15 protein-coding genes are annotated in these 19,097 nt (G+C 56.4%); 2 read left to right on the top strand and 13 right to left on the bottom strand.

The genetic code is table 11. The features are described from left to right. The 12 genes from htpG to sdhC form a co-directional block, all read right to left on the bottom strand. Positions 1-1,321, bottom strand: a 1,321-nt coding sequence (htpG, locus tag ABYM29_RS09945) for a molecular chaperone HtpG (RefSeq protein ID WP_372864582.1), incomplete at its 3' end; no start/stop codon positions are given. Positions 1,322-1,405: 84 nt separating this feature from the next. Then, positions 1,406-3,079 (bottom strand): acyl-CoA dehydrogenase family protein, encoded by a 1,674-nt coding sequence (locus tag ABYM29_RS09940; RefSeq protein WP_372864581.1) that lies wholly within the window; start codon positions 3,077-3,079, stop codon positions 1,406-1,408. Between the two features lie 8 nt (positions 3,080-3,087). Further along, positions 3,088-3,687, bottom strand: coding sequence for a TetR/AcrR family transcriptional regulator (locus tag ABYM29_RS09935; protein WP_372864580.1), 600 nt, complete (start codon positions 3,685-3,687; stop codon positions 3,088-3,090). A 140-nt stretch (positions 3,688-3,827) separates the two neighbouring features. Then, the gene (gene sucD, locus ABYM29_RS09930) at positions 3,828-4,700 is read right to left on the bottom strand and encodes a succinate--CoA ligase subunit alpha (protein WP_372864579.1); all 873 of its coding nucleotides are present in this window, start codon (positions 4,698-4,700) and stop codon (positions 3,828-3,830) included. Continuing rightward, complete coding sequence (sucC, locus tag ABYM29_RS09925) at positions 4,700-5,866, bottom strand: ADP-forming succinate--CoA ligase subunit beta (RefSeq protein ID WP_372864578.1); 1,167 nt, start codon at positions 5,864-5,866, stop codon at positions 4,700-4,702. Before sucC ends, sucD begins: the two co-directional genes overlap by 1 nt. 138 nt (positions 5,867-6,004) lie before the next feature. Beyond that, positions 6,005-7,441: a dihydrolipoyl dehydrogenase gene (gene lpdA, locus ABYM29_RS09920; RefSeq protein WP_372864577.1), complete on the bottom strand. Its 1,437-nt coding sequence runs from the start codon at positions 7,439-7,441 to the stop codon at positions 6,005-6,007. A gap of 54 nt (positions 7,442-7,495) precedes the next feature. Next, complete coding sequence (odhB, locus tag ABYM29_RS09915; RefSeq protein WP_372864576.1) at positions 7,496-8,692, bottom strand: 2-oxoglutarate dehydrogenase complex dihydrolipoyllysine-residue succinyltransferase; 1,197 nt, start codon at positions 8,690-8,692, stop codon at positions 7,496-7,498. 55 nt (positions 8,693-8,747) lie between these two features. Continuing rightward, the gene (locus ABYM29_RS09910; RefSeq protein WP_372864575.1) at positions 8,748-11,582 is read right to left on the bottom strand and encodes a 2-oxoglutarate dehydrogenase E1 component; all 2,835 of its coding nucleotides are present in this window, start codon (positions 11,580-11,582) and stop codon (positions 8,748-8,750) included. 287 nt (positions 11,583-11,869) lie between these two features. Beyond that, entirely contained in the window at positions 11,870-12,586 is a 717-nt protein-coding gene (locus ABYM29_RS09905) for a succinate dehydrogenase iron-sulfur subunit (protein WP_372864574.1), read from the bottom strand. A gap of 17 nt (positions 12,587-12,603) precedes the next feature. Next, positions 12,604-14,376 (bottom strand): succinate dehydrogenase flavoprotein subunit, encoded by a 1,773-nt coding sequence (gene sdhA, locus ABYM29_RS09900; RefSeq protein WP_372864573.1) that lies wholly within the window; start codon positions 14,374-14,376, stop codon positions 12,604-12,606. Positions 14,377-14,379: 3 nt separating this feature from the next. Continuing rightward, positions 14,380-14,751: a succinate dehydrogenase, hydrophobic membrane anchor protein gene (gene sdhD, locus ABYM29_RS09895; RefSeq protein ID WP_372864572.1), complete on the bottom strand. Its 372-nt coding sequence runs from the start codon at positions 14,749-14,751 to the stop codon at positions 14,380-14,382. Then, positions 14,745-15,119 (bottom strand): succinate dehydrogenase, cytochrome b556 subunit, encoded by a 375-nt coding sequence (gene sdhC / locus ABYM29_RS09890; protein WP_372864571.1) that lies wholly within the window; start codon positions 15,117-15,119, stop codon positions 14,745-14,747. The genes sdhD and sdhC overlap by 7 nt, the downstream gene beginning before the upstream one ends. 499 nt (positions 15,120-15,618) lie before the next feature. Between sdhC and gltA the strand changes: the two genes are divergently transcribed. Together gltA and ABYM29_RS09880 are read left to right on the top strand one after the other, a co-directional pair. Beyond that, the gene (gltA, locus tag ABYM29_RS09885) at positions 15,619-16,902 is read left to right on the top strand and encodes a citrate synthase (RefSeq protein ID WP_372864570.1); all 1,284 of its coding nucleotides are present in this window, start codon (positions 15,619-15,621) and stop codon (positions 16,900-16,902) included. Between the two features lie 217 nt (positions 16,903-17,119). Beyond that, positions 17,120-18,463 carry an alkaline phosphatase family protein gene (locus tag ABYM29_RS09880; RefSeq protein ID WP_372864569.1) on the top strand — a complete coding sequence of 448 codons (1,344 nt, stop codon included), beginning with the start codon at positions 17,120-17,122 and terminating at the stop codon, positions 18,461-18,463. 4 nt (positions 18,464-18,467) lie between these two features. Here ABYM29_RS09880 and ABYM29_RS09875 read toward each other — a convergent pair. Next, positions 18,468-19,097: di-heme oxidoredictase family protein (locus ABYM29_RS09875; protein WP_372864568.1), on the bottom strand; the 630-nt coding region annotated here is incomplete at its 5' end.

Raw genomic sequence — 19,097 nt, 5'->3', positions numbered from 1 at the left:
GATTCTCAGCGACCACGTAGTAGATTTTTTCCTGCCCTTCTTTCATGCGCGCCACGTAATCTTCAAGCGAGTGCAGCTGCTCGGCTTTGTCGTCGTGGCTAGTGGCAAAGCGCAGTAACTTGGCAATTTTCTCGCGGTTGCTGAAGTCTTCGGCGGGGCCTTCCTTCAGCACTTGGCCAAAGGCCTTCCAGAAAGTTTGGTATTTCTCGCTGTCGTTTTTCGCCAACTTGCCCAGCATATCCAGCACGCGCTTGGTCAGCGCCGTCTTCATGGCGTCGACGGCCGGGTCCTGCTGCAGAATTTCACGCGATACATTCAGCGACAGGTCGTTGGAGTCGACCACACCTTTCACAAAGCGCAGGTACAGGGGCAGAAACTGTTCGGCGTCGTCCATGATGAAAGTGCGCTGAACGTAAAGCTTCACGCCGCGCGCCGCGTCGCGATTCCACATATCCATGGGCGGTTGCGAGGGCAGATACAGCAGGCTGGTGTACTCGAGCTTGCCCTCTACCTTGTTGTGACTCCAGCTCAGCGGCTCGGCGAAGTCGTGACTGACGTGCTTGTAAAAGGCCTGATACTCTTCGTCGCTGACTTCAGTGCGCGGGCGTGTCCACAGCGCGGTGGCCGAGTTAATACTTTCAAATTCGGGCTCGGCATCGCCCTCTTCCTCGGTCGCCGCTTTTTGCATCTCGACGGGAATACTGATGTGGTCGGAGTACTTTTTGATGATCGAGCGCAGTCGCCAGTCGTCGGCAAACTCCTTGTCTTCCTCGCGCAGGTGCAGGACCACGGTGGTGCCGCGCTCTGCGCGTTCACAGTTCTCGATAGAAAAATCCGCTTCGCCGCTAGATTCCCAGTGCACACCTTCCGAGGCATCGGCGCCCGCGCGACGGGTAAAGACTTCTACGCGATCGGCGACGATAAACGCCGAGTAAAAACCAACGCCGAACTGACCGATCAACTGGGAGTCTTTTTTGTTGTCGCCGCTGAGGTTCTTGAGAAATTCTGCCGTTCCGGAGCGAGCGATGGTACCGAGGTTGGCCACCACTTCGTCGCGACTCATGCCAATGCCGTTATCGCTGATGCTGACGGTACCGGCGTCTTTGTCGGCTTCCACGCGAACGCGCAGGTTGGGGTCGTTTTCAAACAGGCTGTCATTGGACAGGGCCTCAAAGCGCAGCTTGTCTGCGGCATCGGAGGCGTTAGAAACCAGCTCGCGAAGGAAAATTTCCTTGTTGCTGTACATGGAGTGAATCATCAGCTGAAGCATCTGCTTCGCTTCTGTCTGAAAACCGAGCGTTTCTTTTTCTGCTATCGACATGCTTATCACCTGTAATACCAATCAATCTGACTGCCCCGCTGGGCATTCTCGGTTTATGGGGGCAGTCAGAAATATTTCAAGGGCTTACAGGCGGCCGGGCAAAATGCGCCGCACAATATGGCCAACATCCAGCCCCTTGGGCAGGCAGCCATACACACCGTGGGGCCGCGCTAAACGCGAGGCGATAAACGCCTCGGCCACCACCGCGTCGCCGTATTGCAGCAACATGGCCGACTGGAAGCACAGCGCCATTTGCTCCACCAAATGGCGAGCGCCGTACTCGGCCTCGTTGAGGTCGGCGAGCGCTCCTTCCAGCTCGGCGATATGCTGATCCAACACCGCAGACTGACCGGCGACCTTGGCCAACTCGGCAAACCAGCGGGCTTTCACCTGGGGAGACTTGTGCAGGGCGCGCAGCACATCCAGCGCCTGGATGTTGCCGGAGCCTTCCCAGATCGCATTGATCGGCGCCTCGCGATAGAGCCGGGGCATAATACAGTTTTCGATCACGCCATTGCCGCCCAGGCACTCCATGGCCTCATAGGCATGGCCGGGGGTGCGCTTGCAGATCCAGAACTTGCCGACCGCACTGCCTAGCCGCAGCAATAATTTTTCGTCTTCAGTGTCGGCATCCAGCGCCGCCGCCATGCGCATGGTCATCGCCAGCGAGCCCTCGACTTCCAATTGCAGGTCGGCCAGTACATTCTGCATCAGCGGCTGCTCTATCAAGCGCCTGCCAAAAGCACAGCGCTGACTGGCGTGGTGGGCGGCCTGCGCCACCGCCTGCCGCTGACCGGCGGTTGAACCCACCATACAGTCAAAGCGCGTCAGCGATACCATTTCAATAATCGCCGGCACCCCCCGCCCCTCTTCGCCGACCATCCAGCCTTGGGCGCCGCGCATTTCCACCTCGGAGGAGGCATTGGAGACATTGCCCATCTTGTTCTTTAAGCGCTGCACAAACAGGCTGTTCTTTTCGCCATCCGGTCGCCAGCGAGGCACCAGAAAGCAGCTCAAGCCACCGGCCGACCTGGCCAGCATAAGAAAGGCATCACACATTGGCGCCGACAAAAACCACTTGTGGCCAGTGATCTCGTAGAGTTCACCGGGACCGCCCCCACCAACCGGGCGCGCGACCGAGGTATTGGCGCGCACATCACTGCCGCCCTGCTTCTCGGTCATACCCATGCCAATGGTGACTGCCTGCTTGTCGAAATAGGGCTTGTTATCGGGATCGTAGCTGCGCGCCAAGACCTTGGGCAGCCACTGCTGGGCGATCGACGGGGTGAGTTTGAGTGTTGGCACCGAGGCGAAGGTCATGGTCAGCGGGCAGCCGTGGCCGGCCTCGACCTGAGCTTGCATATAGCTGTATGCGGCGCGCTGCACATGGGCATTAGCGGGAATTGAACCGTCCCAGGGCATGGCGTGAATGCCTTGGCACAGAGCCATGTCCATCAACTGGTGGTAAGCCGGGTGGAAACGCACTTGATCGATGCGGTGGCCAAAGCGGTCGTGGCTGTCAAATTGCGGCTTGTAATCATTGGCATCAAAACCCAAGGCAATGACCTCGGCACTGCCGCAGCGCTGACCGTAATCGCGCAGCGCCGTCATATCCGCTTGGGGGGCAAACGCTGCGAGACCGTTTTGCAGCGCCAGGTCGTCGTCGAGCAAATTGCCGTTTTCCAGCGCCTCAGACTGATTAAATACCTCGTGGGTATGGCTGTCCGTCGGCATATTCACGTTGTCTAGCGGCTCCATAAGCCCTCCTAGTTGCTAGCCCCCACCGCTCGCAAGCAAAGGAGGCAGAGTTCATCAATCATGAGGGTGCTGCGCTCGGCCTCACCCAGCGGTCCCAACAGGCTTTCTGCCAGAGCCCCCACCAGCGCCGAGGCGGTCAACGAAGGGACTTGCGGGCAAAACTCGCCACTGCTCACCCCTCTGGCAATCACCCGCTCAAACAGCGCCGTATAATCTCGCCGGTACTGCAGTCGCGCCTCATCCACCGCCGCTTCCACTGGCTCAGCAATCAGCGCCCAGGCAAACTGGGGCGCCATAAACGCCCGCTCGGCAAAACAGCGGGTGCCGGCAACAATTTGCCCAGCCGCACTGCCCACGCCCTCCAGAGCCTCAGCTACCGCCCTCACCTCGCGACGAGTGGCGTGGGAAAACACCTCAGTGGCCAGCTGGTCTTTATTTTTAAAGTAGCGGTACACCGACCCCACACTGACACCGGCATCAGCCGCCAAGGCCTGTATTGTCAGCGCCTTAAAGCCGCCGCCCCGAACCAGAGACTCGGCACTTTTCAGCAGCCGTTCGCGCAGCTCCGCCTTGCGCTTGGCAATAGGGGGTGTTTCTCGGTAAACCATATATCAATCCCAGATCAAGAAGTGAATCATAGTTCATTTGTTAACACAAGCGCCCGGTCCAACCCAAAGTCTAGCCAGAGCGGAGCGACGGGCACAAAAAAAGGCGGCCGAGGCCGCCTTTCTCATTCAGTCACACAAGCTTACCAGCCGGTAACTTCTTTCAGTGCATCACCGATTTGCGCCAGTGAACGCACGGTTTTAACACCGGCGTCTTCCAGAGCAGCAAATTTCTCGTCGGCAGTGCCTTTACCGCCAGAGATAATTGCACCAGCGTGACCCATACGCTTACCTGGAGGTGCGGTAACACCGGCAATGTAAGACACAACGGGCTTGGTAACGTTGGCTTTAATGTAGGCAGCCGCTTCTTCTTCTGCACTACCGCCGATCTCACCAATCATTACGATGGCTTCGGTTGCGGGGTCTTTCTCGAACATTTCCAGAATGTCGATGAAGTTAGAACCCGGAATCGGGTCACCGCCGATGCCGACACAGGTTGACTGGCCGAAACCGTAGTCAGTGGTCTGCTTAACGGCTTCGTAAGTCAGGGTACCTGAACGCGATACGATACCGACTTTACCGGGCAGGTGAATGTGACCGGGCATGATACCGATTTTACACTCACCAGGAGTGATAACACCTGGGCAGTTAGGGCCAATCAGGCGTACACCCAGCTCGTCGCACTTCACTTTACATTCCAGCATATCCAATACCGGGATGTGCTCAGTGATGCAGACGATCAGCTTGATACCGGCATTGGCCGCTTCAAGGATAGAGTCCTTGCAGAACGGCGCGGGAACATAAACCACAGAGGCTTCTGCACCAGTTTGCTCTACCGCTTCTTTAACGGTATTGAATACCGGCAGGCCCAGGTGCTCAGTGCCACCTTTGCCCGGTGTAACACCACCAACCATTTTGGTGCCGTAGGCAATCGCTTGCTCAGAGTGGAAAGTACCCTGACCACCGGTGAAACCCTGGCAGATAACCTTGGTGTCTTTATTGATCAGAATAGCCATTATTTACCCCCCGCTGCTTTAACAGCCTGCTGAGCCGCGTCGGTCAGACTGGTTGCCGCGATAATGTCCAAACCGGAATCCGACAACAACTTGGAACCCAGATCGGCATTGTTACCTTCAAGACGTACCACAACCGGTACGCTCACACCCACTTCTTTAACCGCGCCGATAATACCTTCGGCGATCAGATCACAGCGTACGATGCCGCCGAAGATGTTGACCAAAACGGCTTTAACATTGCTGTCTTCGAGGATGATTTTGAAGGCCTCGGTAACACGCTCTTTGGTTGCGCCGCCACCTACGTCGAGGAAGTTAGCGGGGAAACCACCGTGCAGAGACACGATGTCCATGGTACCCATGGCCAGGCCTGCGCCGTTAACCATACAACCGATGTTGCCGGTCAGGGCGACGTAGTTCAGATCCCATTCCGCCGCGCGCGCTTCGCGCTCGTCTTCCTGTGAAGGATCGTGCATGGCTTGCAGATCTTTGTGACGGTACACCGCGTTGCCATCGATAACGATTTTGGCATCCAGGCAGTGGAGGTTGCCTTCGGTAGTGATTACCAGCGGGTTGATTTCCAGCAGCGCCAGATCTTTTTCTTGGAACAACTTCGCCAGGCCCAAGAAAATGTTTACGAACTGCTTAACTTGAGTCGGGTTCAGACCCAGTTGAAAAGCCAGCTCGCGGCCTTGATAGGGCTGAGCGCCCGTCAGCGGATCGATAATTGCTTTGAGAATCTTCTCCGGAGTCTCTTCGGCAACTTTTTCGATCTCAACACCACCTTCGGTGGAGGCCATGAAAACGATACGGCGAGTACCGCGATCCAATACCGCACCCAGGTACAGTTCCTGGTCGATATCGGTGCAAGACTCTACCAGGATCTTCGTCACTGGCTGACCGTTTGCGTCAGTTTGGTAGGTCACCAGGTTCTTACCCAGCCACTGTTCAGCAAATGCCTTGATTTCTTCTTTGCTGCTGACCAGCTTAACGCCACCGGCTTTACCGCGGCCACCGGCGTGGACCTGAGCTTTTACAACCCATTTGTCTCCGCCGATTTTGTCCGCCGCTGCGGCGGCCTCTTCCGGGGTAGCACAGGCGTAGCCTTTGGACACAGGCAGCCCGTATTCAGCAAACAGTTGTTTGCCTTGGTACTCGTGAAGGTTCATGTTGGAATTACCATCTCGGTCTGTGGAAGTGTTAAGCGGGCAAAACGCTGTCAGTGAATAACCCGCTCCCTCTGCACATTGCGGCTCGCCGCAAAATTCGGGACAGTATTTTCCCGAATTTCGCGAACTACCGCAAATCTATTTACGCTTCTTGCGATTCGGGATATGAATTGCACGCCCGTCAACCGCCAGCGCGGCTTCGTGTACGGCTTCCGACAGCGTCGGGTGACCAAACACGGTCAGGGCGATATCTTCGGCGGATGAGCCGAATTCCATGGCGATAACCATCTGCTGCACCAGATCAGCAGCGCTGGGGCCAATGATATGGCAGCCCAGAATGCGGTCCGTTTCCTCGTGAGCAAGGATCTTGACCATACCGGTCGTATCATTGGCAGCAAGCGCGCGGCCACTGGCCACAAAGGGGAAGCTGCCAGCCTTGTATGGCACACCGTCGGCTTTGAGCTGCTCTTCGGTCGCACCCACCATGGCGATCTCGGGGTGGGTATAAATGATCGACGGAATGCAGTCGTAATTCATGCTGACTTTGTGGCCGGCAATACGCTCAGCGACCATCACGCCCTCTTCCGAGCCCTTGTGGGCCAGCATTGGGCCGCGCACGATATCACCAACGGCGTAGACGCCCGGGGCATCGGTCTCGCAGTGATCGTTAACGAAAATAAAGCCGCGCTCATCCAGATTGACGCCACAATCCGGCGACAGCAAGCCATTGCTCAACGGGCGGCGGCCGACGCAAACGATCAGTTTATCGAAGGTTTCGGTCTTGGCATCGTCGCCCAGGGTGTAGCCCACTTTGACTTTTTTGCGGCTGATTTCCGTGTCAGTCACGCGCGCGCCCAGGCGAATATCCAGGCCCTGCTTCTTAAAGACTTTGGCGGCTTCTTTGGCAATTTGCTGGTCCATGGCCGGCAGGAAGCTCTCCAGAGCCTCCAGCACCACCACTTCGCTGCCCAGGCGCGCCCAGACACTGCCCAGCTCCAGGCCAATCACGCCGGCACCAATCACGCCGAGACGCTTGGGAACGGCTTGAAATTCCAGGGCGCCAGTCGAGTCGACAATAATGTCCTGATCTACCGGAGCGGGGGGGATTTCCACCGGCACCGAGCCGGCGGCGATGATGATATTTTCCGCCTCAAGTACTGAGGTCGAGCCATCTTCCGCAGTCACTTCAACTTTTTTGCCTGCCAGCACCTTGCCAAAACCGTCAATGGCGGCAACACCATTGGCCTTGAACAGACCACCGACACCGCCGGTCAACTGTTCAACAATGGCATTTTTGCGCTTGATCATCTCCGGCACGTCAATGCTGACTTTGCCCGTTGAGATACCGTGAACGGCAAAGGCGTCTTTGGCTTCGTGGTATTTGTAGCTGCTATCAAGCAAGGCCTTGGAGGGAATACAGCCCACGTTCAAGCAGGTTCCACCCAGCGCCAGCTTGCCTTCGCTGTTGTGGTTTTTTTCTACACAGGCTGTTTTCAAACCAAGCTGTGCGGCGCGAATCGCAGCCACATACCCGGCCGGGCCAGACCCTATAACGACGACATCGTACTTCGACATATTTGTTTCCTGTAATACCTATTGCATGGTTTCGCCAGCACCGCTGGCGAGTGCTTAGATCTCGAGCAGAATACGCGCCGGATCTTCGATCAAGTCTTTGATCGCTACCAGGAACTGCACTGCATCTTTACCGTCAATCAAACGGTGATCGTAAGACAGCGCCAGGTACATCATCGGCTGGATCACGACCTCGCCATTCACCGCCATCGGCCGCTCTTGGATTTTATGCATACCCAAAATTGCCGTCTGCGGTGGATTCAAAATGGGGGTGGACAACAGCGAACCGAACACACCACCGTTAGTGATGGTGAACGTACCACCTGTCATATCCTCGATGCCGAGCTTGCCATCGCGGGCACGCAGACCAAAATCGCGCACCTTGTCTTCAATTTTCGCCAGGCTCATATGGTCGGCATCGCGCAGCACGGGCACAACCAGGCCTTTTTCCGTAGACACTGCAACACCGACATCCTGGTAGCCGTGGTAGACCACATCGTCGCCATCGATAGAGGCGTTGACGGCCGGGAAGCGCTTCAAGGCCTCACAGGCGGCCTTAACAAAGAAGCCCATAAAGCCAAGGCGCGTGCCGTTATGACTTTTTTCAAACAGGTCTTTGTACTGCTTGCGCAGCTCCATCACCGGGCCCATATTGACTTCATTAAAGGTGGTCAACATCGCGGTGGTTTGGCTGGCTTCGAGCAGGCGCTCGGCAATGCGCTTGCGCAGGCGAGTCATCGGTACGCGTTTCTCAACGCGCTCACCGGCGGGCACATCAACTTGGGCCGCCGGGGCAGCTGCGGCCGGCGCGGCCTTGGCCGCCGGCGCCTGATAGTTCATCACGTCTTCTTTGGTAATCAGGCCGCCTTTACCAGTACCGGCAATAGCGCTGGCGTCCAGGCCCTTCTCTTCCAGCGCCTTGCGGGCAGCCGGGCTGATTTTCAGCTCGTCACTGCTTGCTGGCGCAGCAGACTGCTCAGTGCTGGCCGCTGCTGGGGCGGGCGCATCACCTGCCGCACCTTCCTCAAACAAGGCAATCACCTCGTCACTGAGTACAGTGTCGCCTTCATTTTTAACAATCTCACGAAGTACGCCGTCAGCAGGCGCCACAACTTCGAGAACCACCTTATCTGTTTCGATATCCACCAGCGGCTCATCGCGGCTAACCGACTCGCCAACCTGCTTGTACCAGGTGGCAATAGAACCGTCGGCTACGGATTCTGGGAACGTTGGCGCTTTGATTTCAGTACTCATTTTTCATCCTGTCGTTAGTTCGCTACACGCGTCTATGGTTATGCGCTTGTCCGGCTTAAAGCTTCAAAGCCTGACTGATGAATTTCTCTTGCTGCTCCAGGTGCAGAGCCATATAGCCCGCAGCTGGCGAGGCAGAAGGCTCGCGCCCCACATAGCCCAACAGCAAATTCTTTTCCGGTTTGAAGCTGCGGATCACTCGCGCCATGCGGTGACGGCTGTTATACCAAGCCCCCTGGTTGCGCGGTTCCTCCTGACACCAAACCACTTTTTTCAGGTTCGGATACTGAGCAATGACTTCGCGCAGGTCGTCATAGGGGAAAGGATACAACTGCTCCAAACGAACAATCGCGATAGAGTCCTTGCCGTGCTCTCGGCGGGCATCGCGCAGGTCATAGTAGACCTTGCCGCTACACAGCACCAAGCGAGTCACTTTAGACTTATCAATATCGTCGGTTTCATCAATCACATTTTGGAAGTGGCCATCGGTCAGCTCTTCCAGTGTAGACACGGCTTCTTTATGACGCAGCAAACTCTTCGGCGACATCACCACCAGCGGGCGGCGCAGCGGACGAACCACCTGACGACGCAGCATGTGGAACACTTGCGCAGGTGTCGACGGCACACACACTTGGATATTGTGTTCTGCACAGAGTTGCAGGAAGCGCTCGAGTCGAGCGGATGAATGCTCTGGCCCCTGCCCTTCGTAACCGTGAGGCAAAAGCATAGTCAGGCCACAGAGGCGACCCCATTTCAGTTCACCACTACTGATGAACTGGTCGACAACGACCTGCGCGCCGTTGGCAAAGTCACCAAACTGCGCTTCCCAAATCACTAGGGCGTTGGGCTGAGTCGTCGCGTAGCCATATTCAAAGGCCAACACCGCCTCTTCCGAGAGCAGCGAATCGTAAATATCAAAAGCAGGCTGCTCATCACCAACATGCTGAAGGGGCACATAGCGACCCGCATCGGTCTGGTTGTGCAACACCGCATGGCGATGTGAGAAGGTGCCACGGCCAACATCCTGACCGGTTAAGCGCACCTGATGCCCGCTATGAAGCAGGGAACCATAGGCCAGGATTTCGGCAAAACCCCAGTTAATCGGCATGGCGCCGACGGCCATTTTGCGTCGATCTTCATAGATCTTGGCTACCTGGCGCTGCACGCTAAAGCCATCGGGCACACGGTTGACCGCCTCGGCAACTTCTTTAAGCACCTTGGCATCAAGACGGGTGTCACCCGGCACATCCCAGGCGTGACCGAGATAGGGCGTCCAATCAACAAACAATTCGGTATTGGGCTGTTTAACCAAGCTCTTGGCAACATGTTGGCCATCATCGAGCATCTGGCGATAATCGGCGGCCATTTTGTCGGCAAACTCTTTATCAATCGTGCCGTCTTCCAGCAACTTGTTAACGTAGAGTTCGCGGGTACTCTTTTGCTTGCCGATTTGCTTGTACATCAGCGGCTGGGTGCCCGAAGGCTCATCGGCTTCATTGTGGCCGCGGCGGCGGTAGCAGATAAGATCGACCACCACGTCTTTCTTGAATTCCTGACGGAAATCAGCAGCCAGCTGCGAAACAAACAACACGGCCTCTGGGTCATCGCCATTAACGTGGAAAATAGGCGCCTGCACCATTTTTGCCACGTCGGTGCAGTACTCAGTTGACCGCGCGTCTTCCTGCAAGCTAGTGGTAAAACCAACTTGGTTGTTGATCACCACGTGAATGGTGCCACCGGTTTTATACGCACGGGTCTGCGACATTTGGAAGGTTTCCATGACCACACCCTGGCCGGCAAACGCCGCGTCACCGTGCAGTACAATAGGAACGACCTTCTCACCCACCGGATCAAAACGGCGATCTTGTCGAGCGCGCACCGAGCCCTCAACCACTGGCGACACAATCTCCAGGTGGGAGGGGTTAAAGGCCAGAGCCAAATGCACCTCACCACCGGCGGTCATCACATTAGAGGAGAAACCCTGGTGGTATTTGACGTCGGCCGAGCCCTGGTACTTAACCTTGCCTTCAAATTCATCAAACAGTTCGGCAGGGTTTTTGCCGAGAATATTAACCAGCACATTCAGGCGGCCGCGGTGGGCCATGCCGATAACAATTTCCTTGGCGCCGTATTCACCGCCGCGCTGGATCATGGCGTCGATCATTGGAATCAAGCTTTCGCCACCTTCCAAACCAAAGCGCTTGGTGCCCGGGTACTTCGACCCCAGTGACTTCTCCAAGCCCTCCGCCGCTGTCAAACGCTCCAGCAGATGGCTGCGGGCTTCAAAGCCATATTCCGGCTTGGAGCGCACACTTTCCATGCGCTGCTGAATCCAGGCGCGCTCGCGGGTATCGACAATGTGCATAAACTCCGCACCCACCGAGCGGCAGTACGTCTGCCTCAGGGAGTCGTAGATCTCACGCAGCGTTGCCTGATCTTTACCAACATACAGACTGCCGGTCTGGAATACCGTATCGAAGTCCGCTTCGCTGAGCTGGTGATATTGCAATTCCAGGTCAGGCACCCCTGGCCGCTGCCAAAGATTGAGCGGATCCAACTGAGCTTCCTGATGACCGCGCTGACGGTAGGCGCTGACCAATTGAATAACCCGCACCTGCTTGCGCTCGTGATCACTAACTTCACTGCTGACCGAGGCCGCCGCACGAACCGGCTGCTTGGCCAACTGGGCAAAGTGATCGCGAATGGGAGAGTGAGGGATATCGCGAATAGCGGATTCGCTAACGCGGGGAAGTTGCTGGAAATAGCTTCGCCATTCCTCTGGAACAGCATTGGGATCAGTGAGGAAGGTTTCATACAGGTCTTCAACGTAACCTGCATTGCCACCAGATATATGGGAGCTCTTCCAAAGAAGCTCCATTGACGCTTTCTGCATTCCTGTCCACCTAATAACGAGAGGCGTGACCGCCGGATGCTCCATCGCCCGATAAGGCGCCTTGCATCTCACTCACCCGCAGCACTCAGTGCGCGCCGCCAGGTCGGTAGCCACAGGCCTTAGCCAAGGCCTCTCAATACGTTTTATATCTCGCTAGTGCCGGTAAGCACCGAGTAGTATTTTGTTCCGGTGTCACGCTGTGACGCCAAAGGACACAATACGCGCAGATTCTAGCCCCGTCTTCGCGGGGTCTATCATTTGGGGCCTGTTGCCAGGCCCCTGGACGATTAGCTCGCCCGATTCAGTAGCATGTTGCGAATATGACCAATCGCCTTGGTTGGGTTCAGACCCTTGGGGCAAACATTGACACAGTTTTGAATGCCGTGGCAACGAAAGACGCTAAAGGGATCGTCCAACTCACTCAGTCGCTGTTCAGTCGCGGTATCGCGGCTGTCTGCCAGGAAGCGGTAAGCTTGCAGCAAACCACTGGGGCCAACGAAGCGATCCGGATTCCACCAGAATGACGGACAAGCCGTTGAACAACAGGCACAGAGAATACACTCGTACAAGCCATCGAGCTTGGCGCGGTCTTCGGGAGACTGCAGACGCTCGATCGCCGGCGCTGGGGTATCGTTGATCAGGTAAGGCTTGATCTTTTCGTACTGCTTGTAGAACAAGCTCATATCGATGATCAGATCGCGGATAACCGGCAGGCCCGGCAGCGGACGCAATACCAGGGTATTACCGCCTTTACCGTTTTTAAGCGCTTCGGAAATCGGCGTGATACAGGCCAAACCGTTTTTACCGTTAATGTTCATGCCATCGGAACCACACACCCCTTCGCGGCAAGAGCGGCGGTAGGTCAGTGAGGGATCTTTGGCCTTGAGCAATTCCAGCACGTCGAGAACCATCAGGTCTTTGCCGCCGGTGTCGAGCTCGACATCCTGCATATACGGCTCCTGATCGACTTCAGGATTGTAGCGATAGAGACTGACTTTCAACATTTTCTCTTCTCCCCTGATCAGTAGGTACGTACTTTCGGCGCGAAAGCTTCGCGGGTTTTCGGCGCGAAATTAACCGCACGCTTGCCGACACGCTTCTCGCCAGGGAAATACATAGAGTGACACAGCCAGTTTTCGTCATCGCGATCCTGGAAGTCCTCGCGCGCATGAGCACCGCGGCTTTCTTTGCGCTCCTCGGCAGCGATTGCTGTCGCTTCGGCCACTTCAAACAAGTTGTGCAGCTCAAGCGCTTCGATACGTGCCGTGTTATACGCGTTGCTCTTGTCTTCCAGGTGAGCGTTTTCGATGCGACCACGCAGATCAGCCAGCTTCTTAACACCTTCCTGCATAAAGTCGCCGCGACGGAATACGCCGAAGTGATTTTGCATGACATTCTGCAGCTCGGTGCGCAAATCAGCGACCTTCTCACCGCCGGTGTTGCTGTTCAGGCGATTGAGGCGAGCATTTGCCTGCTCCAGGTCGCTCTCAGAAGCGTCGCGCATTTCCACGCCTTCGCGCAGTGCTTTTTCAATAAACTGACCAGAAGCGCGGCCGAATACCACCAAGTCCAGCAGCGAGTTACCGCCCAGACGGTTGGCACCGTGTACCGATACACAGGCCACTTCACCACAGGCGTATAGGCCGGGGATGATTTGGTCGTTGCCATTGGCATCCATCGTCAATGCTTGACCGTGAATATTGGTCGGAATACCACCCATCATATAGTGGCAAGTCGGCACAACGGGCACGGGCTCTTTAACCGGGTCGGCGTGGGCAAAGGTACGGCTCAGCTCACAGATACCCGGCAGACGGCTTTCCAGTACTTCTTCGCCCAAGTGATCGAGCTTCAGGTAAACGTGGTCGCCATTGGGACCACAGCCGCGACCCTCGAGAATTTCCAGTGTCATCGAACGCGCAACAACGTCGCGACCCGCCAAGTCTTTGGCGTTCGGCGCGTAGCGTTCCATGAAACGCTCGCCATCTTTATTGACCAGGTAACCACCTTCACCGCGGCAACCTTCGGTAACCAGTACACCTGCGCCGGCAATACCGGTTGGGTGGAACTGCCACATTTCAATATCCTGCACCGGGAAGCCCGCGCGCAGCGCCATGCCAACACCGTCACCAGTGTTGATATGGGCATTAGTGGTCGACGCATAGATACGACCAGCACCACCGGTAGCAAAGACGGTCGCCTTTGACTTCACGTACACCACTTCACCGGTTTCGATGCAAATAGCCATTACGCCCACTACTGCACCGTCTTGGTTCTTAACGATGTCAGTGGCGTACCACTCATTGAAAAACACAGTGTTGTTTTTCAGGTTGCCCTGATACAGGGTGTGCAACAAGGCGTGACCGGTACGGTCAGCGGCTGCACAGGTGCGAGCAGCCTGGCCGCCCTCACCAAAATTCTTTGACTGACCACCAAAGGGACGCTGATAGATACGGCCTTCTTCGGTACGCGAAAACGGCATACCCATATGATCCAGCTCGAATACCGCCTCTGGACCTACACTGGTCATGTACTCAATCGCGTCTTGGTCGCCGATATAATCGGAGCCCTTCACCGTGTCATACATATGCCACTGCCACTGATCCTGGGGATCGTTACTGGCGATGGCACAGGTGATACCGCCCTGGGCAGACACCGTATGCGAACGGGTCGGAAATACTTTTGAAATTACCGCAGTCTTGTAACCCGATTGGGCCAGCTGCAGTGCAGCGCGCATACCTGCGCCGCCACCACCGACGATTACGCCGTCAAAGGTAATTGTGCGAACATTAGCCATTTCTTAACTCCACAGAATCTGGATGCCCCAAACGAGGTAGGTAAACACGACAACTGCCGAGGCAGCCTGAAACGCCAGGCGCAGGACATTGCCCTTGGCACCCATCAAACGCTCGGTCAGATAGTCTGTAGACACCGCCCAAAGACCAATCCAGGCGTGCGCCACTACCGACAGCACTGCAGCAGTGCTGAATACGCGCATAAATGTAGAAGAAAAGAAGGCGCTCCACTGGGCGTAATCCATAGTACTGCCTTCGCAGACCAAGTACCCGCCAACCACCAGCAAATAGGCCAGCAGCACTACACCCGACACACGCTGCACCAGCCAGTCAGCCAGGCCACTGCGACCAAAACTTGTTACCGATTTGACTACCATACCCATAACCCCGTTAGCACAACCAGAACTGCAGTGGCCAGCAGCACCAGCTTGGACCCTTTTTCACCGCCTTCCATGGACTCACCGATACCGGCGTCCATAACCAAATGCTTAACGCCCGCTGCAGCGTGGTAGCTCAAACCCACCAACACGGCCCAGACAATTAACTTGCCCCAGAACGATGACAGACACTCTTTGGCCTGGGCAAAACCTTCCGGACCACTGAGGCTTGTGCCCAGCAACCAGAATAAGACGGCCATACCGGCCACAAGAAACACACCACTAGCGCGGTGCAAGATAGAGGTATATGCGGTAATCGGCAGTGCGATTGTCCCGATATCCAGGTTCACAGGTCGTTTATCGTTCACGGTTTCCACACTTTATTTCAGGCCCTTTTACTACGGGCGGTTCAACGGAAGTGGATCTATCAGCTTACCGGGCTCTCCATCCCGGTGTTCTTCTACTAGGCGAGCAAGCACAGGGGCTCGAGAAGAAACGCCGCGCATTATAGGGCTATAGGTGGGCAATTACAAACACCTGCTTCAAGCAAAAATGCACCGTAAAAAAGCCCAATATCAATGGCTTAAGACATTATTTCGCCCCATTATGACGCCATAAAAAGTCTTTTGCCCCAAAATAGGGCGGCCAAATTCAGGGGCAACACAAAGTGGCGGAAACTTCAATAATTCCCTCGGCGGCCATCGCAGGGTAAAATGTAGTCAGCGTTGACAAAACGTTTTAGCTCTCTATATTTGTGTCTCCCCCGCCTGGGGAGCCTTTCCGTTGTTGTGTCCAGCATCACCGCGCCGGCACACAGACAGCGGAAACCACCGCCAAAAGCTACGAAAAGCAACAGGAGCCCGTCAAATGAGCGAGAAGAAAGCCAGTCTGAGTATCGATGGCAAAACGCTGGAATTGAATGTCCATTCCGGCACCATTGGCCCGGACGTGATTGAAGTTGGCCCCCTGACGGGTAACGGATATTTCACCTACGACCCCGGTTTTGTGTCCACCGCGGCCTGCGAGTCCAAAATCACCTATATCGATGGTAATGCCGGCGTTTTGCTGCACGGCGGCTACCCTATTGAACAGCTGGCCGAGCACTCGGACTACCTGGAAACCTGCTACTTGTTGTTGTACGGCGCGCTGCCCAACAAGCAAGAAAAAGAAACTTTCGTCAATAAAGTTCGCATGCACACCATGGTCAACGACCAGATGAGCACCTTCTTCAAAGGCTTCCGCCGCGATGCTCACCCGATGGCCATTATGTGTGGTGTAGTCGGCGCCCTCTCAGCCTTCTACCACGACTCGCTGGACATCGCCGACGAGCATCACCGCGAAATCTCGGCCATTCGCCTGATTGCAAAAATGCCCACTCTGGCTGCGATGACTTACAAATACACCATCGGCCAGCCCTTCATGTACCCGCAGAATCATCTGACTTATTCAGAAAACTTCCTGCACATGATGTTCGGCAACCCCTGTGAGCCCAGCAACGTCAACCCTGTGCTGGCCAAGGCCATGGACAAAATCTTCCTGCTGCACGCCGATCACGAGCAAAACGCCTCAACATCGACTGTTCGCCTGGCAGGCTCTACCGGCGCCAACCCCTTCGCCTGTATCTCCGCAGGTATCGCCGCGCTGTGGGGCCCCTCTCACGGCGGTGCCAATGAGGCAGTACTGGACATGCTGGAAGAAATTGGCGATGTATCGCGCATCGACGAATTCGTTGCCCGCGCCAAAGACAAGAGCGACCCGTTCCGCCTGATGGGCTTCGGTCACCGGGTCTACAAAAACTTTGACCCGCGCGCCAAGGTTATGAAACAGGCCGCCGACGAAGTGCTGGCAGAACTCGGACTGGAAAATGATCCGCTGCTGAAAATCGCCAAGCGCCTGGAGCAAATCGCCCTGGAAGACGAGTACTTTGTCGAGAAAAAACTCTACCCCAATGTCGACTTCTACTCAGGCATCATCCTGAAAGCGATTGGTATTCCGACCAGCATGTTCACGGTAATTTTTGCCCTGGGCCGCACTCCGGGCTGGATTGCCCACTGGAACGAAATGATCAGCGGTTCCTACCGTATCGGTCGCCCGCGCCAGCTCTACACCGGCCCCGAGAAGCGCGACTTTGTGCCGCTAGACCAGCGTTAATCGCAGCTCTCGGCAACGCTAAAAACCCTGCTCCGGCAGGGTTTTTTTTCGCCTGCATTTAGCAAAACATCCACCACCACAGCCTGCCACCACCCCTCAGACAAGCCACCGACTCATCAATACAGACGACACAGTTATGACACAATATGTTGTTACTATTCCGTAACTGCCTAATAAACACCCAATAACATTTTGGCCTCAGCCAAAAGGACACGACATGCGCACACTGAGCGGCCTCCTTTTTTTCTTGCTTCTGCTAACCGCCTGCGGTTCAGATACTGCCAATACCGACGCGGCCAAGCAGGCACAATGTACAGCAGACTACAGCGAAAACAGCCCGCCACCTATCGAGCATGTATTTATTATTGTGCTGGAAAATAAAAGTTTTGATGAGACCTACGGCCCGGGCTCTCCCGCCCAGTTTTTGCGCGAACAACTGGTGCCTGCCGGGCAACTCCTCAGCCATTTTTACGGCACGTCCCACGCTTCAACAGGTAACTACCTTTCACTGCTAGGCGGCCAGGCACCAAACCCCGCCTCGCACGGCGACTGCGCGGTATTCAGCCAGTGGACCAGCTTTGGCGAGGTACTGGAATACGGTCAGGCAAACGGCACTGGCTGTGTCTACCCGGCAAACTTCCCGACCCTGGTGGATGAACTGGAACTTGCCAACACCCTGCTGGGCACCCAATACACCTGGCGCGGCTGGATGGAGGACATGGCGCTTGAACAGCAAGGGGAAGCCCGCGTCCAGGGGCGCCCTAGCGACAACACCTGCGTCAACCCGGCGCTCAATACTATCGACGCCACCAACAGTGCTGACAGCGAAGAGCAATATGCGGCCCGCCACAATCCCTTCATTTTCTTCCGCAGTATCATTGGCGAGGCCAGCACTGCCGAAGACTTTGCCCGCTGCGATGCCAATGTCATCGACTTGCATCAAGGCTCGCCCAGCCAAGGGCTGCCAGGCTTAAAGCAAGCCCTACAACGCCGGGAGACCACACCCAACTTCAACCTGATCGTGCCGGATAATTGCCACAATGCCCACGACACCGCCCAACAATGTAAAGACAGCAGCGGCGGCCCCGGTGGCCTCGCCGAGGCCGATGAGTTTCTGGCCGACTGGGTGCCTGCCATTATGGCCAGCGATGCCTACCGCGAAGCCGGGATGATTCTGATTATCTTCGACGAGGCCAACTACGGTCAGGGCGGCCTCGAAGACTACGAGGCCTGTTGTGGCATGGAACTGGACGGCGGCCTGCGCCACCGTGGTGCAGACCCCGGTCTGAACGGCTTGCTTGGCCCGGGCGGCGGGCGTTTTGGTGCAGTGCTACTGTCGCCATTCACGCAAGCGGGCACCGTCAATGACACTAAGTACAACCACTACAGCCTGCTGCGCAGTGTCGAAAACCTGTTCGGCCTGGATAAAATCCATATCGATCCCGCCGCAGCTGAAGCCGATCCACGTCAAACGGGCTATATTGGCTATGCGGGTCTGCCCGCCGACGAAGGCATGCACGCCTTCGGTAGCGACGTGTACAACTGCCAAGCCGGCGACTGAGCGCTTACAGCGACTTGAGGAACCAAATCAGCTGCTCGCGCTGCGCACGCGGCAGCTGCTGCCAGGCCAGGCTGACAGCCTGGGCTTCGCCACCGTGCCAGACTATCGCCTCTTTCAAGCTTCGCGCGCGACCATCGTGCAAAAAGCCGGCCTCGCTGCCAGACACCACTTTAGCCAGGTGCAGGCCCCACAGCGGCGCGCTGCGCCACTCCCGGCCACTGGCCTGCGCCTCTGGAATACCGTCGGCCAAACCCTCGCCCATATCATGCAGCAACAAATCGCTGTAAGGCCAAATCAACTGCTCAGACACACTGGCGTCTTTAGCTGCCGCCGTGCGCCACGATGGCCGGTGACACTGGGCACAGCCGATCTCGTGAAATAAACGCTTGCCCGCCAACACCTCCTCGCTGTCGTGCCAGCGGCGTTCAGGCACCGCCAAATGAGCCGCGTAAAACACCACCGCGCGCTCTACGTCGGCCGTCAACTCGCCACTGGCATCCGCACAGCTCTGTGGGAGCGCACAACCGGCATGTGGGTGCGCAGCCGAGCCGACGCCCAAATCGGCGGCAAAGGCCCTGCGGCTCTGCGCCGCTACCGACGGCTGGCGCGCCTTCCAACCAAACCGCCCCAACTG

It is taken from the genome of Spongiibacter sp., assembly GCF_041602295.1.
In the GTDB taxonomy this organism is placed as follows: Bacteria; Pseudomonadota; Gammaproteobacteria; order Pseudomonadales; family Spongiibacteraceae; genus Spongiibacter.
This window is presented reverse-complemented; position numbering and strand designations above follow the sequence as displayed.

Excerpts from the sequence above, each read along its gene's own strand:
- ABYM29_RS09940 (WP_372864581.1), bottom strand. The coding sequence starts at position 3,079 with ATGGAGCCGCTAGACAACGTGAATATGCCGACGGACAGCCATACCCAC.
- ABYM29_RS09935 (WP_372864580.1), bottom strand. The coding sequence starts at position 3,687 with ATGGTTTACCGAGAAACACCCCCTATTGCCAAGCGCAAGGCGGAGCTG.
- sucD (WP_372864579.1), bottom strand. The coding sequence starts at position 4,700 with ATGGCTATTCTGATCAATAAAGACACCAAGGTTATCTGCCAGGGTTTC.
- sucC (WP_372864578.1), bottom strand. The coding sequence starts at position 5,866 with ATGAACCTTCACGAGTACCAAGGCAAACAACTGTTTGCTGAATACGGG.
- lpdA (WP_372864577.1), bottom strand. The coding sequence starts at position 7,441 with ATGTCGAAGTACGATGTCGTCGTTATAGGGTCTGGCCCGGCCGGGTAT.
- odhB (WP_372864576.1), bottom strand. The coding sequence starts at position 8,692 with ATGAGTACTGAAATCAAAGCGCCAACGTTCCCAGAATCCGTAGCCGAC.
- ABYM29_RS09910 (WP_372864575.1), bottom strand. The coding sequence starts at position 11,582 with ATGCAGAAAGCGTCAATGGAGCTTCTTTGGAAGAGCTCCCATATATCT.
- ABYM29_RS09905 (WP_372864574.1), bottom strand. The coding sequence starts at position 12,586 with ATGTTGAAAGTCAGTCTCTATCGCTACAATCCTGAAGTCGATCAGGAG.
- sdhA (WP_372864573.1), bottom strand. The coding sequence starts at position 14,376 with ATGGCTAATGTTCGCACAATTACCTTTGACGGCGTAATCGTCGGTGGT.
- sdhD (WP_372864572.1), bottom strand. The coding sequence starts at position 14,751 with ATGGTAGTCAAATCGGTAACAAGTTTTGGTCGCAGTGGCCTGGCTGAC.
- gltA (WP_372864570.1), top strand. The coding sequence starts at position 15,619 with ATGAGCGAGAAGAAAGCCAGTCTGAGTATCGATGGCAAAACGCTGGAA.
- ABYM29_RS09880 (WP_372864569.1), top strand. The coding sequence starts at position 17,120 with ATGCGCACACTGAGCGGCCTCCTTTTTTTCTTGCTTCTGCTAACCGCC.